The organism is Roseateles sp., assembly GCF_036404855.1.
Classification (GTDB): Bacteria; Pseudomonadota; Gammaproteobacteria; order Burkholderiales; family Burkholderiaceae_C; genus Pelomonas.
The window spans coordinates 1-15,389 of sequence record NZ_DASWYS010000202.1; the positions used below are offsets into that span (position 1 = coordinate 1).

Genomic DNA, 15,389 nt, shown 5'->3' on the forward strand with positions numbered 1-15,389 from the left:
CACAAAGGCCAGATTGCGCTCCAGCACCAGGGCGGGGCGCATGCGCTCTGGCTCCCGGGCATGCCAGAACGGGCGCGCGCGCTCCAGCGAACGCTCGGCCTCAAGCAGCCGCCCCTGGTAGACGTAGAGCACGTTCTCGTAGGTGGCGAAGCGCGCATGCTCGAAGGGATTGCTCGCGTTGATGGCGTCATTGGAGCGGCGCGCGAGCGCCAGCTCGCGTTCGGCATCGGCGAAGCGGCCCAGGCGACCGTAGGCCGTCAGCAGGTGAAGGCGCAGGCCGTGGGACTTCTCGCTCAGAGGACCGTAGCGCGCGTCCCAGCGCTGCAGCAGTGGCTCCAGCAGGTCGATGATGGGCTGGCCGCCGGCCACGGCCGTATGGATGCCGGCCAGCGAGACGGTCGCGTCCTCGGTGCGCGCATCCTCGTCGCCGAAAGCTTGGCGTGCATGGGCCAGCCGCTGCTCGGCCAGCGGCGCGGCGACGTCGAAGCGTTGCAGCGCGAAATATGTTTTGATTAGCGTGTCGAAGATGCGGTCCTTCACCTCGGGCTGGTCGTTGAAGCGTGTGGCCAGCTCCTGGCGCTTGCGGTCCAACAGCTCGACGACGGTGGGCTGGCGGCCGCCGTTGCGGTCCGGGCTGGCGGCGCTCAGCAGCTCGGCGAGATAGCCCGTCACCTGCTCGGATTCGCGAGCTGAGGCCTGAGCCTCGCCGCGCTGCCAAAGGCTGACCGCCAGTCCCGCGCTCAGGGCCGCGAAGACCAGCGTCGCGCCGCTGGCCAGGGCCGCATTGCGTCGCAACCACAGGTAGGCGCGGTGGCGCCAGTCCTCAGCGCGCACGCTGACGGGGCGCCGGGCCAGCCAACGTTCCAGATCGTCGATGAAGCTGCCGACGCTGGCGTAGCGCTCGCCCGGGTTGCGTCGCATGGCCTTGGCAGCCACGGCCTCCAGGTCGCCGCGGGCGCGGTCGGCATCGATGGGGCGGCCGGGGCCGGCCTCACCGGCGCTGTCGGCAGCATCGGTCGTGCGTGCGATGCGCCGCGCCTGACCGTGCAGCACCGCGTGTTCCAGCGCCGTGCGGCTCAGGCCGCGCCTGCCGAAAGGCAGCTCGCCGCTGGCGAGCTCGTAGAGCATGACGCCCAAGGAGTAGATGTCGCTGGCGACGCCCACCGGTTCGCCGGTGATCTGCTCGGGCGCCGCATAGGCCGGCGTCAGGCGGCGACCCGCCATCAGGGTCAGTTGGTTGTCGGACTGCTGGCCGGAGTCGTCCAGCAACCCGGCGATGCCGAAGTCGAGCAGCTTGGTACGGGCACCGCCGCTCCCTGGCGCCGCGGCGTCGCCTCGGGCGGCTGGCTGCGTGCCCACAGGGGCGGGGTGCGCCATGTCGAGCATCACGTTGCTGGGTTTGAGGTCGCGATGCACGATGAGCTGGGCGTGGGCGTGCTCCACCGCGCGCGCAACCTCGACGAGGAGCTTCACCCGCGCAGTCAGCGGCAGGCCCAGCGCACGCACATGATCGGACAGCGTGCGGCCAGCCACGTACTCCAGCACGAGGAAGGCGCGCCCGTCCTGCTCGCCGGCGTCCAGCAGCCGGGCAATGCCGGGATGGGTGAGGCGCCCGAGCAGGGCCCGCTCACGCGCGAAGCGGGCTGCGAGTCCGGGCGAGGTGAGGTCGTCGCGCAGCAGTTTGATGGCTGCTTCGCCCTGGTAGAGGCCATCGGCCCGTTCGGCACGCCAGACCTGGCCCATGCCGCCTTCACCCAGCAGCTCGGCCAGGCACCAGGCGCCGAAGCGGTCGCCTGCCTGCGGCGGCCGGCCCCCGGGCTCCGCCAGGGCCCGGGCCAGCTGGGCGTCGAAGCCCGGTGGGGCCGCCAGCACGGTGTCGTCGTCAGGCAGCGAGGCCAGCATGCGGGCCAAGCGAGCGGCCAGCTCGGGCGGCTGCACGGCAGCCAGACGTGCTGCGCGCGCGTCGGGGGGCAGCGCGGCCAGCTCGTCGAAGAGCGCCGACAGGCGCTGCCATTCCTCGGCCTGCATCAGTAGGCCGTGCCGGGTGGGTCACCCAGCAGTTCCTGCAGCAGTGCGCGGGCTTTCAGCAGATCGCGGTTGATGCTGCGCGTGGACAGGCCGCGCAGCTTGGCCACCTCGGCGAGGGTCAGGCCGGCGAAGCCGACCATCTCGATGAGTTCGTACAGGCCCGGGTCGAGCGCGCTCAGCCGCTCCAGTGCCTGGTCCAGGCCAATCAGGTCCACGGCCTGGCTTTGCGGCGCAGCCAGGTCGGCGGCGGCGGACAAAGTGAGCATGACCGCGTCGCCGCCGCGCTTGTCGCGGCCCTCCGTGCGCAGGTGGTCGATGACGACGGAGCGCAGCACACGGCCGACGTAGGCGAAGAACTGGCCGCGCGTCTCGCCCTGAAGCCCCTGCTGGTCGGCCATGCGAAGAAATCCCTCGTGCACGAGGGCCGTCGTGTTCAGGCCGGCGGCGCGACCGCTCGGGCCGCTCTGCGCGAGGCGGACCCGGGCGACACGCTTGATTTCGGGATAGAGCTGTGCGTAGAGCTGTTGCAGTGCCGCGGCATCACCACGCGAAGTGCCAGTCAGCAGTTCGGCGATGTCAGCCACGACGGGGGTCAGGACTCTTGGAAGGCTGCAAGGGCGGCTGCGATGTCGACGTCGCTGGCCTCGCGCTGCACAGGGGCGTCGGCCACCAGACCTTCGCGCTTGAGCCTCGCGACCCATTGGCCGGCCTCGCGGCCCTGCTCGAATCCGCTGCTTTGCAGCAGCAGCTGGCCGTCGGCGGACAGCAGCTTGAAGTAGAACCTGCCATCGGCCTCGCGGTACTGCTTGAAGACAGGCAGGGCGGCCTTCTCGGCCCGGGCCACCGCGGTCGTCGCCGTGTCCGTGTAGGGCCGCAGGCCGACGGCTGCGCGCAGCGTCTTCAGGAAGGGCACGGCGATCGCGCGCGCCTTGGCCGCGCCCGCCTGCAGCGTGGCCTCGAGCTTCTCGGGATGGGCCATCAGCTCGGCGTAGCGTTCACGCATGGGGCCGATCTGCCCATCGATGAGTGCAACCAACTGCTGCTTGGCCTCGCCCCAGCCCAGGCCCCCGCGGAGTGCCGCGCGGAAGGCGACGCGCTGCTCGGAAGTGGCGAAGGCGTCGTAGATGGTGACCAGCGCCTGGCCTTGAGGGTCCTTGGGCTCGCCGGGCAGCTTGGAGTCGGTGACGATGCGTGCGACCGCGTCCCGCAGCGCAGCGCTGCCGCCCTCGAAGAGCGGGATGACGTTGTCATAGCTCTTGCTCATCTTGCGGCCGTCGAGACCGGGCAGCAGCTCCATCTCGGCGTCCACCTGGGCCTCGGGCAGCGTGAACAGCTCCCGGCCCTGGCCGAACAGGTGGTTGAAGCGCTGGCCGACGTCGCGCGCCATCTCGATGTGCTGGACCTGGTCCTTGCCGACGGGCACTTTGTGCGCGTTGAACATCAGGATGTCGGCCGCCATCAGCACCGGGTAGCTGAACAGGCCCATGGAGACGTTGGCATCCGGCTCCTCGCCCGCTGCCGTCGCCGCGTCCACGGCGGCCTTGTAGGCATGGGCCCGGTTCATCAACCCCTTGGCGGTGACGCAGTCCAGCAACCAAGTCAGCTCGGGGATCTCGGGGATGTCACTTTGCCGGTAGAAGGTGACGCGTTCGGGATCCAGGCCGGCGGCGAGCCAGGTTGCGGCAATGGCGCGGCTGGAGTGGGCCAGGCGGTCTGGGTCGTCGCACTTGATCAGTGCGTGGAAGTCGGCCATGAAGAAGAAGCTCTCCACCCCGGGCGCGCGGCTGGCCGCGATGGCGGGCCGAATGGCGCCGACGTAATTGCCGAGGTGCAGGGTGCCGGTCGTGGTGATGCCGGTCAGGACGCGATGGGACATGTTGGGGTCGAAACGGAAAGTTCGCGACCCGGATTGTGGCCTCTGCCGCGCTTCAGCTGCGTTTGCGGGGCGGCGGCGCGGCGACCGACGCGCGCCAGGTGACGGAGATGTCGAATTGGCGCGCGACGGGCAACGCCAGGCCGTAGCAGCGGTTCAGCAGCCAGTGCAGGCCGGCCAGCGTGACCTCGTGGCTGGGGATGTGCACGGAGGTGAGCCGCGGCGCGGCGAACTCGGCGCTGGGCGAGTCGTCGTAGCCCAGCACTGACACCTGGTGCGGCACCGATACGCCGCGCTCCTGGAAATGGGCCAGCAGGCCGATGGCCATCTCGTCGTTGGCGCAGAACACGGCGGTGGGCAGGCGTTTGAGCTGGAGCAGCGCGTCTGCGGCGTCCCAGCCGGCCTGGTTGGAGAAGTCGCCAGGCACGGTCAGGATCTTGGACACATCCAGCCCGCGTTGCGCCAGCTCGCCCATGAAGCCAGCGAGGCGGGCGACGTTGTCGGGAGAGGTGGAGGGGCCGGAGACCACGGCGATGTCCTTGTGCTTGTGCTGCAGCAGCGCGCGCGCCGCCTGCACGCCACCCTGCACGTGGTCGGCCGTGAAGCACTGCTCCTTGATGCGGTCGAAATGGCGGTTCAACACGACGACCTGACGCGCGGCCGGCCCGAGGGCCTTGAGATCCTCGTCCTGCATGGCGTTGGACAGCACGATGAGGCCGTCGCAATCGCGGTCCAGCAAGAAGCGCATGCCGTCATTGGTTTCGACGCGCTCGTCCTCGATGCCTTCGCCGAAGGCCACCACCATGTGCAGGCCCTGGGTGCGCAGCACTGTGTCGATCACGCGCAGGATGGGCGTGTAGTAGGTGCCGCGCAGGAAGGGGATGTAGACGCCGATCAGCTTGGACGTGCCCGCGCCCAGCGCGCGCGCCGTGTGCGAAGGCCTGAACTTCAGCTGCGCGATGACCTTGCGCACCCGCTCCGCCGTGGCCGGCGCGACGGAACCGTTTCCGCTGATGACGCGTGATGCCGTGCCCACACCCACGCCGGCCAGCCTCGCCACATCCTTGATCGTTGCCATTCGCCCTCTGCTTTTTCAGGGGCGGATTGAATCACAGCGGGCAGATGGGCTGGGGGTCTGCGGGCTCGGGCAGCGGCTTGACGTCGGCTCTGGCTTCCTTGCCGCTCAGGCCGCCGCCAACAGGCCACCAGGGGCTGGCCGTGTGGGCGCCGAACTGGCAGGGGCCGGCCGGCCAGGGGAAGGAAAGGCGTCCGGTGAAGCCGGTCCAGGGCTTCCCGTCGGCCGGTGCGACCAGCACGTCGGCGAGTCCCGCGCCTTCGGTGCCAGGCTGCCAGGCGGCGATGAAGGCGTCGCTGCGGTTAGCCAGGTCGTTCACGTACAGGGGTCGGCCGGAGTAGAGCAGTGTGATCACGGGTGTCCCGCGACCTGCGACACGTTGAAGCACGGCCGCGTCCTGCGGATGGCGGCGGCTGTGGCGCAGGTTCTCGGTGATGCGCACGTCGCCTTCGCCTTCGGCATAGGGCGTCTCCGCCAGCACGGCGATGACGGCGTCGAAGTCCTTCGGGTCGCGCTGGCCGCCATCGGGGTCGTAGACGACCTGGGCCGCGCCCAGGCGCTGACGCAGTGCCGCCAGCAGCGTGGTGCCTTGCGGGTAGTCGGCGTTGCTTGTGTCGCGCCCCTGCCAGGTCACGCTCCAGCCGCCGCTCTGGTGGGACATGCTGTCGGCCGCCGGGCCCACGACCAGCACTCGCGCCGTGGGCTTCAGCGGCAGCAGTCCCGGCCTGTGCTTGAGCAGCACCAGCGATTCGCGCACCGCGCGGCGGGCCAATTCCGGTGCCTGGAGTGCGTCCATCGTGCTGGGCACGGCGGACGCCATTCCGACGCTGAACTTCACGCGCAGGATGCGACGCACCGCGTCGTCGATGCGGGCCATCGGAATGCGGCCCTGTTCGACGGCGCGCAGCGTGTTGTTGTAGAAAGCCTTCCAGTGGAAGGGCACCATGACGATGTCGATGCCGGCGTTGATGGCGGCCGGGCAGTCCTCGTTGCTGCAGCCCGGCACCTGACCGATGCCGTCCCAGTCGCTGACGATGAGGCCGTCGAAGGCCAGACGCTCCTTGAGCACGCCGGTGAGCAGCAGTCGGTTGCCGTGCATCTTGCCGTGTTCGACGTAGGCCGCGCTGTCGGTCCAGCTGCTGAACGAGGCCATGACGGTCAGCACGCCCGCATCCAGCGCGCCGAGATAGCCGGCGCCGTGGACCTGGGCGAGCTCGGTCGGCGTCGCAGGGCTGACGCCTTGATCGATGCCGCGGCGCGTGCCGCCGTCGGCGATGTAGTGCTTGGCCGTCGCGAGCACGCCGCGGCCTTCCTTCAGGCCGTCCTGAAGGCCTTCGACTGAGGCCTGGCCCAGTTGTTTGACCAGGGCCGGGTCGGCGCCGAAGCTTTCGTAGGTGCGGCCCCAGCGCACGTCCTGCACGACGGCCAGCGTGGGGGCAAAGGCCCAGTGCAGGCCCGAGGCGCGCACAGCGCGGGCGGTGGCGCGGCCGATCTCGCGCACGAGGTCAGCGTCGCGTGTCGCGCCCAGCGCGATGTTGTGCGGGAAGAGAGTGGCGCCGCGCACGTTGTTGTGACCGTGGACGGCGTCGGTACCCCAGATCAGCGGTATGCCCGGTGTGGCCTGCAGGGCGGCGGCCTGGAACTTCTCCGACAGCGCGCGCCACTGTGCCGGCGTGGCCGCCCGGTCCTGCCCCGGCCAGCCGCCGCCGCCGTTCAGCACGGTGCCGATGCCGTACTCGCGCACCTCGTCCGGCGTGACGGCCCGGATCTCGGGCTGCGTCATCTGGCCGATCTTCTGGCGCAGGTTCAGGGTCTTCAGCGCGGCCTCGACGCGCGCCTCCAGCGCGGCCTCGCGCGCCGGCTTGCGGGCTGGCCAAGCCTGCACGACAGCATCGGGTTCGGCGGCGCCCGCGGTGGCCATCAGCACAGCGCCGGCGAGCAGGAGGAGTGAGTGTTTGGGCGTCATCGTCGTCGTTGGGTTGGGGTCGCGACGGTAGTGGTTGAAGCAAAAAAACGTCAACCCCCGGGCCGTCGAGATTGACAGATCTGTCGCTGTGGCCGTAGATTTGCGCCGCGTTTGGAACCGGTTCCATTTTGCGGCGGCGGCGTCCTCCTTGGCAAGAGGGCGCACCCCGCGGGGCCTCGTCCAGGCAGCGAACAAGATCGAACCAGGAGACGAAGATGCCTAAGCACCAGTTGCGCGCCGCGAAGCGCGCCCCCATGTCCATCCGACTTCGGCGTGACCGGCTCACGCCTGTCGCCACCGTCTGCGCCGGCCTGCTGAGCGTGCCGATGCTGGCGCTGGCCCAGTCCGCGCCGGCGGCCGAGCAAAAACTCGACACGGTGACGGTCTCAGGCTTCCGCGCCAGCCTTGAGTCGTCCATCAGTACCAAGCGCAACGCCGATGCCATCGTCGAATCCGTGTCGGCCGAGGACATCGGCAAGCTGCCCGACGTGTCCATCGCCGACGCGATCTCGCGGCTGCCGGGACTGACGATGCAGCGCGTCAACGGTCGCTCGTCGGTCATCAGCATCCGCGGCATGGCGCCCGCCTATGGCGTGACGCTGCTGAACGGCCGAGAGATCGTTTCCACGGGCGACAACCGTTCGGTGGAATACGACCAGTTTCCGTCGGAGCTGATCAACGCCGCCACCGTCTACAAGACGCCCGACGCGGGCCTGGCGGCGCAAGGCCTGTCGGGCACGGTCAACATGAAGACGCTGCGGCCGCTGGAGTTCTCCAGGACGCAGGGAGCCGTCAGCGCGCGTGTTGAGCGCAACTCCAATGGCTCGCTGAACCCCGAGATCTCAGGCACCGGCAACCGCCTCAGTGCTTCGTACGTGACGCAATCGGCTGATCGCACATGGGGCGCGGCAGTGGGCTTTGCCCATCTCGACTCGCCCAACCAGGAGAAGCACTACAAGAGCTGGTGGTGGGCCAACACCAACGATTGGGGGTCGCCGCTGCCCGGCGTGCCGACGGATGCAGTAGCCCTACAGGGCTTTGAGCTGGCTGCGGCCTCGTCCCGCCAGAAGCGCGACGGCCTGATGGCCGTGCTGGAGTACAAGCCCGATGGCGGCTTCCACAGCACGTTGGACCTTTACTACTCGCGGTTCGACCAGACCGATTCGCGCCGGGCGGTCATGTCCGACATGTCGACTTGGGCCGGCGTCAGCTGGAGTGATGCGCAGACGTCCATGGTCAACGGCGACAAGGTCGTCACGAGCGGCATCGTCAACGGCGCCCGGCCGACCGCGCTGACGATGCTCAACAAGCGCAAGGATGACATCCGGGCCATCGGCTGGAACAACGAGCTGAAGCTGGCAGACTGGAAGCTGGCGGCTGATCTGAGTTGGTCCAAGGCGAAGCGCGACGAGCAGAACGCCGAGCTGCAGGCGGGCGCGCTGGCGCCGCTCAGCCTGGGCAAGGTGAGCATTGCCACCGGCGACGGACTCTCCACGTTCTCTCCGGCATTCGATTTCGCCAATGCCCAGGGCGTCTACTTGGGTGATCCTTCCGGTTGGGGCCGCGACGGCCGCAGCCAGTTTCCGCGGGTGCGCGACGAACTCAAGGCGTTCAAGCTGTCCGCCGGCCGCAGCTTCGATCACTGGCTCAGCAGCGTCGAGTTCGGCGTGGACTACTCCGAGCGTGACAAGCACATGGACCGCACGGAGGTGGTCTACAACTTGAAGAACGGCCGCACGCCCATGCTGATCCCGGCCGGCCTGCTGCGCACGCCGACGGACTTGACCTTTGCGGGCAGCAACATCCGCATGGTGAACTTCGACTTGCCCAGCGCGCTTAGCCTGTACGACGTCGAGGCCACCGCGCTGGATCAGGCGCCGGGCCGCATCTGGTCGGTGCGGGAGAAGGTGACGGCGGCCTACGGCAAGCTGGCCTTCGAATGGGAGTGGGGCCTGCCCATGCGTGCCAACCTGGGCATGCGCGTGGTGCATGCACAGCAGTCCAGCGACGGCATGATCTGGAACGGCACGTCGAGCCAGCCATTCACGGATGGCACCAGCTACACCGATACGCTGCCCAGCCTCAACTTCGCAGCCGACCTGACACCCAACACCATCCTGCGCTTCGGCGCCGCCAAGGTGATCGCCCGCCCCAACATGGAGGACATGCGCGCCGGCTTCTCGGGCATCAGCGTCAGCGCGACGGCTCCCTACCTTTGGTCGGCCAATGGTGGCAACCCCAAGCTGGAGCCCTGGCGCGCCGATGCGGTGGACCTGTCCGTCGAGCACTACTTCAGCAAGCGGAGCTACGTCGCCGCGGCGGTGTTCCACAAGAACATCAAGAATTTCGTTTACGGCCAGGCCATCGACTACGACTTCACCGGCTTCCCCATCCCGACGGGGCCTGCCCCCACCAGCAACATCGGGACGCTCACGACCAAGGCCAACGGCAACGGCGGCATGATTGCGGGTACGGAGCTGAGCGGCACCATCGACGGCTCACTGTTCAGCCCGGCACTGGATGGCATCGGGTTCACGCTGAGCTACTCCGACACGCGCAGCTCGCTGCACGAGGAGAACAATCCGGCCAAGCCGCTGGACGGACTCTCCGGCAAGGCGACCAACTTCACCGTCTATTACGAGCGCGACGGTCTGTCGGCCCGTATCGGCAGCCGCCATCGCTCGCCCTTTGTGACGACGGTGCGGGGGACTTTCGGTGAGAACGTTCCCAGCATGATCTCCAGCGAGACCATCCTTGATGCACAGATTGGCTATGCCTTCGAGACCGGCGCACTGAAGGGCCTGTCGCTGACGCTGCAGGTCAACAACCTGCGCGATCGAGCCTACCGCACCCGGGTGGGCATCTCGACCGGCTCGCAGGACCCGAATGCGACGCTGCCCGAGCGGTACACCACCTTCGGCCGCCAGTTCCTGCTGGGCGGCACCTACAAGTTCTAAAGCCCGCGTCCGTTCCTGAACCCGCGCCGGCCTGGGCTTGTCCCGGCCGGCGCCCTGCATCCCAAGCATGAGCGCCAACACCGCCCCGACTCGCAACCAATTCCCCGCCGACTTCCGTTGGGGCGTGTCCACATCCTCCTTCCAGATCGAAGGCGCCGGCCGCGAGGATGGCAAGGGCGAATCCATCTGGGACCGCTTCTGCAGCGAACCAGGCCGCATTCGCGACGGTTCCAATGGCCTGGTCGCCTGTGACCACTACCACCGCTGGCCACAGGACCTTGACCTGGCCAAGCAGCTGGGCGTCAACGCCTACCGCTTCTCCATTGCCTGGCCGCGCATCCTTCCCCAGGGCCGCGGTGTGGTGAACGAGGCCGGCCTCGCCTTCTACGACCGTTTGGTGGATGGCATGCTGGAGCGGGGCCTGGACCCCTGGGCCACGCTCTACCACTGGGACCTGCCACAGGCGTTGCAGGCGCAAGGCGGCTGGATCTCGCGCGACACGATTGCCGCGTTCCTGGAGTACACCGACCTCGTCACCCGCCGCCTCGGCGATCGCGTCAAGCACTGGATCACGCACAACGAGCCCTGGTGCTCCTGCATCATGGGCTACTGGGAAGGCGTTCACGCGCCCGGCGGCACCAGTCTCGCGGACGCGATGCAGGCCTGCCACCATGTGCTGCTGTCGCACGGACAGGCCATTCCCGTGATCCGCAAGAATTCGCCGGGCGCCCAGGTCGGCATCACGCTGAGCCTGCATCCCATCGCAGCCGCCTCAGACAGCGCGGCAGACCAGGCCGCACTGAAGCGCCACGACGGTCTGCGCAACCGCTGGTTCCTGGACCCCCTGTTCGGCCGCGGCTATCCCGAGGACACGCTGGCACTGCTGGGTGCCGCCGCGCCCCAGGTGCTGGCCGGCGACCTGGACGCCATCGCCACGCCGACCGATTTCCTCGGCGTGAACTACTACTTCCCCGAGATGGTGGCCGACGACCCGACCGGCAGCCACGGCCCGATGCGTGCCAAGCTCGTCGATCGTCCGGGCGTGGAGCGCACCGGGTTCGGTTGGGAGGTCTCGCCGCAGGGGCTGGTGGACCTGCTGACCCGCATCCAGCGCGACTACGCTCCCGCCGCCGTCCAGCTGACCGAGAACGGCTCCACATTCGAGGATGTACTGACGCCCGAGGGCCGCGTGCACGACGCCCGGCGCCTGTCCTATTTGCAGCGGCACCTCGCCGCGTTGAAGCAGGCCATCGAGGCCGGTGTGCCTGTCAAGGGCTACTTCGCCTGGAGCCTGCTGGACAACTTCGAATGGGCCGAAGGCTATCTGCGCCGCTTCGGGCTGGCCTATGTGGACTACACCACCCAGCAGCGCACGCTGAAGGACAGCGGCCTCTGGTACGGCCGATTCCTGAATGAATGATTAACAAACAGACGGCAAAGTTTGGCTGGGAACGGGCGGTTTCTAAATGAAATATTACAGGGTCGTCCCTCAGGCGCGCTGCGCGTCGCCGGGCGACACTGCGCGCGCCAAACCACAAGATCCGGAGACAAGATGAAGTTCAACCGCCATGCCCTGGCTGCGGTCGCGCTTGCCGCGGCGGCCTGTGCCCCCTCCACCGCCTCTGCACAGCTCAAGGCCGAGGTCATCCACTGGTGGACCTCGGGCGGCGAGTCTGCCGCCGTCAAGACGCTGGCCGAGGCCTACCGCGCCCAGGGCGGCGTCTGGGTCGACACCGCGGTGGCGCTTGGTGAGCAGGCGCGCTCCGTGGCCATCAACCGCATCGCCGGCGGCAACCCACCAACGGCCGCGCAGTTCAACACCACGCAGCAGTTCCGCGACATCGTCGACCAGGGCTTGCTGAACAACGTCGACGAGGTCGCCAAGCGAGATGGATGGGACAAGTTCCTGCCCGAAACCGTGCTGCAGGCCATACGCGTCAACGGCCACTACTACGCTGCGCCAGTCAACATCCACAACATGAGTTGGTTTTGGTTCTCCAAGGCGGCCTTCAAGAAGGCCGGCATTGCGGAGGAGCCCAAGACCTTCGACGAACTCTTCACCGCGCTGGACAAGCTCAAGGCCGCCGGCCTCGTGCCGTTGGCCCATGGCGGCCAGCCCTGGCAGGATGGCATCGTCTTCACTGCCACGCTGGCCCATTACGGTGGCCGCGAGCTCTACCTCAAGGTCTTCCGTGACCGGGATCCCAAGGCCATCCAGGGCGAGGAGTTCAAGAAGGTCCTGCTCGCCTTCAAGAAGCTGCAGAGCTACACCGACAAGGGCTCGCCCGGCCGCAACTGGAACGACGCCACCGCCATGCTGATCAGCGGCCGCGCCGGCGTGCAGATCATGGGCGACTGGGCCAAAGGCGAGTTCGCCCAGGCCCGGCAGGAACCCGGCAAGGACTACGGTTGCACGCCCGGCTTCGGTGCGAAGGCGCCCTACATCATCCAGGGGGACGTGATGGTCTTTCCCAAAACCAGCAAGCCCGACCAGATCAAGGCCCAGCAGTTGCTCGCCAGCGTCATCACGCAGCCGGCCACGCAAGTCGCCTTCAGCATCAAGAAGGGCTCCATCCCCATTCGCACCGACGTGGACGTCAGCAAGATGGACCTGTGCGCGCAGATGGGCGTGGCAGCCATGAAGGACAAGTCTCGCCATCTGGCCAACGGCGAGATCTACATCACGCCCGACCAAAACGGCGCGCTGCAGGACGTGCTGACGAGCTACTGGAACCGCAACATTCCGGTTGAGAAGGTCCAGAAGGACATCGTCTCCGCATTGAGGAACTGATGAAGCGCCGTGGTCTCGCGGCCTGGGGTGCGCTGCTGCCCCTCGCGCTCATCGTCTGCGTCGGCTACGTCGGCACCGTGCTGTGGACGGTGCGCACGTCCATGTCCACGTCGCGCACCTTCCCCAAGGACGACTTCGTCGGCCTGCAGCAATTCGAACGCCTGCTCGACAACGAGCGCTGGCAGCACGCCATCCACAACCTTGCCGTCTACGGTGTGCTCTACATCGCGGCGGCCATGTTGATCGGCTTCCTTCTGGCGGTCTTCATCGACCAGAAGGTCCGCGGCGAGGGCGCGCTGCGCACGGCCTTCCTGTATCCGTACGCGATGTCCTTCGTCGCGACGGGCCTTGTCTGGCAATGGGTCCTCAACCCCGACAGCGGCCTGCAGAACGCCATGCAGCAACTGGGCTGGAAGGACTTCCAGTTCGACTGGATCGTCGACCAGGACATGGTCATCTACACGGTCGTCATCGCCGGCACATGGCAGGGGGCGGGGCTGGTGATGGCGCTGATGCTGGCCGGCCTGCGCGGCATCGACGAGGAAATCTGGAAGGCCGCGCGGCTGGATGGCATCCCGACCTGGCGCGTCTACCTCTCCGTCGTGCTGCCCATGATGGGGCCGACGCTCGCCACCGTCTTCACGCTGCTGGCCACCGGCGTCGTCAAGGTCTTCGACACGGTCGTCGCAATGACCCAGGGCGGCCCCGGCACGGCCAGCGACGTGCCGGCGAAGTTCATCATGGACCATCTGTTTGGTCGCGCCAATCTAGCTCTGGCGTCGGCCGGCGCGGTGATGCTGCTGATCACGGTGCTGGCGCTGGTGGCGCCGCTGGCCTATATGCGCAGCCGCCAGAAGGCGCAGGGGGGGCACGCATGAGCCGCAAGTCCACCAGGATGTGGGCACGCCTGGGCGTCTATGCCTTCCTGATCTTCGCCGCGGCCTTCTTCCTGCTACCGCTGTATGTGATGCTGACGACCTCGTTCAAGGGCATGGACGAGATTCGCCTGGGGCAGATCTTCGCGTTGCCTTCCGCGCCTAGCCTCGACGCCTGGCGCGCCGCCTGGAGTGAGGCCTGCACGGGCGTCAGCTGCGAGGGCGTGCGCGGCGGCTTCTGGAACTCGGTCGCCATCGCCGTGCCTTCGGTCATCCTGCCCATCATGCTGGGCGCCATCAATGGCTATGCCCTGTCCTGGTGGAAGCCCAGGGGCAGCCAGTGGCTGTTCGGTGTGCTGATGCTGGGCGCCTTCATCCCCATCCAGGTGATGATCTATCCGCTCGTCAAGCTGGAGGCGGCACTGGGCATCTACAGCAGCCTGACCGGCATCGTCGTCGTGCACCTGGTGTTCGCCATGCCCATCATGACGCTGCTGTTCCGCAACTACTACGCGGGCCTGCCGGCCGAGCTCTTCAAGGCGGCGCGCGTGGATGGAGGCGGCTTCTGGCGCATCTTCGTGCAGCTGGTTTTGCCGATGTCGACTCCCATGCTCATCGTCGCGGCCATCATGCAGATTACCGGGGTGTGGAACGACTACATCCTCGGCCTGACCTTCGCCGGACGCGACAACCTGCCGATGACGGTGCAGCTCAACAACGTGATCAACACGACGACTGGCGAGCGCCTCTACAACCTCAACATGGCGGCCACCATCCTCACGTCGGCGGTGCCCCTGTTGGTCTATCTGATTTCCGGCCGCTGGTTCGTCCGTGGCATTGCTGCGGGAGCGGTCAAGTGAGTGGCGTGAACATCCAGGGCCTGAGCATCAAGTTCGGCCAGAACGAAGTCATCAAAGGCCTGGACCTGCAGGTCCGCGAGGGGGAGTTCCTCGTGCTGCTCGGCCCCTCGGGCTGCGGCAAGTCCACATTGCTGCACAGCATCGCCGGCCTCATCGAGGTCAGCGGCGGCAGCATCCACATCGGTGGGCAGGACATGACTGACGCCGAGCCGTCGGAGCGTGGTATCGGCATGGTGTTCCAGAGCTACGCGCTGTACCCGACGATGACTGTCGAGAAGAACATGAGTTTCGGCCTGCGTGTGGCCGGAACGCCGAAGCCGGAGATCGCCCGCCGCGTGAACAAGGCGGCGCAGATGCTGCAGCTCACGCCACTGCTGGACCGCAAGCCGGCGCAGCTGTCAGGCGGCCAGCGCCAGCGCGTCGCCATTGGCCGGGCGCTGGTGCGCGAGGCCGGTGTGTTCCTGTTCGACGAACCGCTGTCCAACCTCGACGCCAAGTTGCGCGCCGAGTTGCGGCGCGAGCTCAAGCTGCTGCATCAGAACCTCGGCAGCACGATGATCTACGTGACCCACGACCAGGTCGAGGCGATGACGCTCGCTTCACGCATCGTCGTGATGAAAGGGGGCGTCATCCAGCAGATCGGCACGCCTGCGGAGGTCTACGAGACGCCCGCGAACCTTTTCGTCGCCGGCTTTCTGGGTGCGCCGGCCGTCAACCTCGTGCCGGCCACGGTCGGCGCCGATGGCGTGTCGCTGGACGGCGCGCTTGCGCTGCGCCTGGCGGCCGGCCGCGTGAAGCCTGGCCAGCAGGTCGTGCTGGGGGTGCGTCCTGAGCACGTGCGCCTGCAAACGGATGGTCGCTGGCGCGCTATCGTCGAGATGGTCGAACCCATGGGCACCCACCAGGTCGTCTGGATGAAATCCGGCGATCAGGGCTTCTCGGCCGTCGTGCACGACGGCCGCCG

11 protein-coding genes are annotated in these 15,389 nt (G+C 67.8%); 6 read left to right on the forward strand and 5 right to left on the reverse strand.

All coding sequences use genetic code 11. The annotated features are described in order from the left end of the window. From VGF12_RS13505 to VGF12_RS13525, 5 genes are all read right to left on the reverse strand, one after another. A partial coding sequence (locus VGF12_RS13505) for a serine/threonine-protein kinase (protein WP_331176553.1) occupies positions 1–2,028 on the reverse strand: 2,028 nt, incomplete at its 3' end. After that, positions 2,028–2,612 (reverse strand): ECF-type sigma factor, encoded by a 585-nt coding sequence (locus tag VGF12_RS13510; RefSeq protein ID WP_331176554.1) that lies wholly within the window; start codon positions 2,610–2,612, stop codon positions 2,028–2,030. The genes VGF12_RS13510 and VGF12_RS13505, both read right to left, overlap by 1 nt. A gap of 8 nt (positions 2,613–2,620) precedes the next feature. Beyond that, a complete protein-coding gene (locus VGF12_RS13515; protein ID WP_331176555.1) occupies positions 2,621–3,904 on the reverse strand; it encodes a tryptophan--tRNA ligase in 1,284 nt (427 codons plus the stop codon). 52 nt (positions 3,905–3,956) lie between these two features. After that, positions 3,957–4,979, reverse strand: coding sequence for a LacI family DNA-binding transcriptional regulator (locus VGF12_RS13520; RefSeq protein ID WP_331176556.1), 1,023 nt, complete (start codon positions 4,977–4,979; stop codon positions 3,957–3,959). 31 nt (positions 4,980–5,010) lie between these two features. Further along, positions 5,011–6,942, reverse strand: a complete 1,932-nt coding sequence (locus VGF12_RS13525) for a glycoside hydrolase family 3 protein (protein ID WP_331176557.1) — start codon at positions 6,940–6,942, stop codon at positions 5,011–5,013. A gap of 215 nt (positions 6,943–7,157) precedes the next feature. Between VGF12_RS13525 and VGF12_RS13530 the strand changes: the two genes are divergently transcribed. From VGF12_RS13530 to VGF12_RS13555, 6 genes are all read left to right on the forward strand, one after another. Beyond that, positions 7,158–9,899 carry a TonB-dependent receptor gene (locus VGF12_RS13530; RefSeq protein WP_331176558.1) on the forward strand — a complete coding sequence of 914 codons (2,742 nt, stop codon included), beginning with the start codon at positions 7,158–7,160 and terminating at the stop codon, positions 9,897–9,899. A gap of 67 nt (positions 9,900–9,966) precedes the next feature. Continuing rightward, positions 9,967–11,319, forward strand: coding sequence for a GH1 family beta-glucosidase (locus VGF12_RS13535; RefSeq protein WP_331176559.1), 1,353 nt, complete (start codon positions 9,967–9,969; stop codon positions 11,317–11,319). A gap of 132 nt (positions 11,320–11,451) precedes the next feature. Continuing rightward, the gene (locus VGF12_RS13540; RefSeq protein ID WP_331176560.1) at positions 11,452–12,690 is read left to right on the forward strand and encodes an ABC transporter substrate-binding protein; all 1,239 of its coding nucleotides are present in this window, start codon (positions 11,452–11,454) and stop codon (positions 12,688–12,690) included. Further along, positions 12,690–13,568 (forward strand): sugar ABC transporter permease, encoded by an 879-nt coding sequence (locus VGF12_RS13545; protein ID WP_331176561.1) that lies wholly within the window; start codon positions 12,690–12,692, stop codon positions 13,566–13,568. Before VGF12_RS13540 ends, VGF12_RS13545 begins: the two co-directional genes overlap by 1 nt. Then, on the forward strand, positions 13,565–14,425 hold the full coding sequence (locus VGF12_RS13550) for a carbohydrate ABC transporter permease (protein WP_331176562.1): 861 nt from the start codon (positions 13,565–13,567) through the stop codon (positions 14,423–14,425). Before VGF12_RS13545 ends, VGF12_RS13550 begins: the two co-directional genes overlap by 4 nt. Next, the coding region (locus VGF12_RS13555; protein ID WP_331176563.1) for an ABC transporter ATP-binding protein at positions 14,422–15,389 on the forward strand (968 nt) is incomplete at its 3' end. The genes VGF12_RS13550 and VGF12_RS13555, both read left to right, overlap by 4 nt.

Bases quoted from the DNA above. Each gene is read 5' to 3' on its own strand.
- VGF12_RS13515 (WP_331176555.1), bottom strand. From the start codon at position 3,904: ATGTCCCATCGCGTCCTGACCGGCATCACCACGACCGGCACCCTGCAC.
- VGF12_RS13520 (WP_331176556.1), bottom strand. From the start codon at position 4,979: ATGGCAACGATCAAGGATGTGGCGAGGCTGGCCGGCGTGGGTGTGGGC.
- VGF12_RS13525 (WP_331176557.1), bottom strand. From the start codon at position 6,942: ATGACGCCCAAACACTCACTCCTCCTGCTCGCCGGCGCTGTGCTGATG.
- VGF12_RS13530 (WP_331176558.1), top strand. From the start codon at position 7,158: ATGCCTAAGCACCAGTTGCGCGCCGCGAAGCGCGCCCCCATGTCCATC.
- VGF12_RS13535 (WP_331176559.1), top strand. From the start codon at position 9,967: ATGAGCGCCAACACCGCCCCGACTCGCAACCAATTCCCCGCCGACTTC.
- VGF12_RS13540 (WP_331176560.1), top strand. From the start codon at position 11,452: ATGAAGTTCAACCGCCATGCCCTGGCTGCGGTCGCGCTTGCCGCGGCG.
- VGF12_RS13545 (WP_331176561.1), top strand. From the start codon at position 12,690: ATGAAGCGCCGTGGTCTCGCGGCCTGGGGTGCGCTGCTGCCCCTCGCG.
- VGF12_RS13550 (WP_331176562.1), top strand. From the start codon at position 13,565: ATGAGCCGCAAGTCCACCAGGATGTGGGCACGCCTGGGCGTCTATGCC.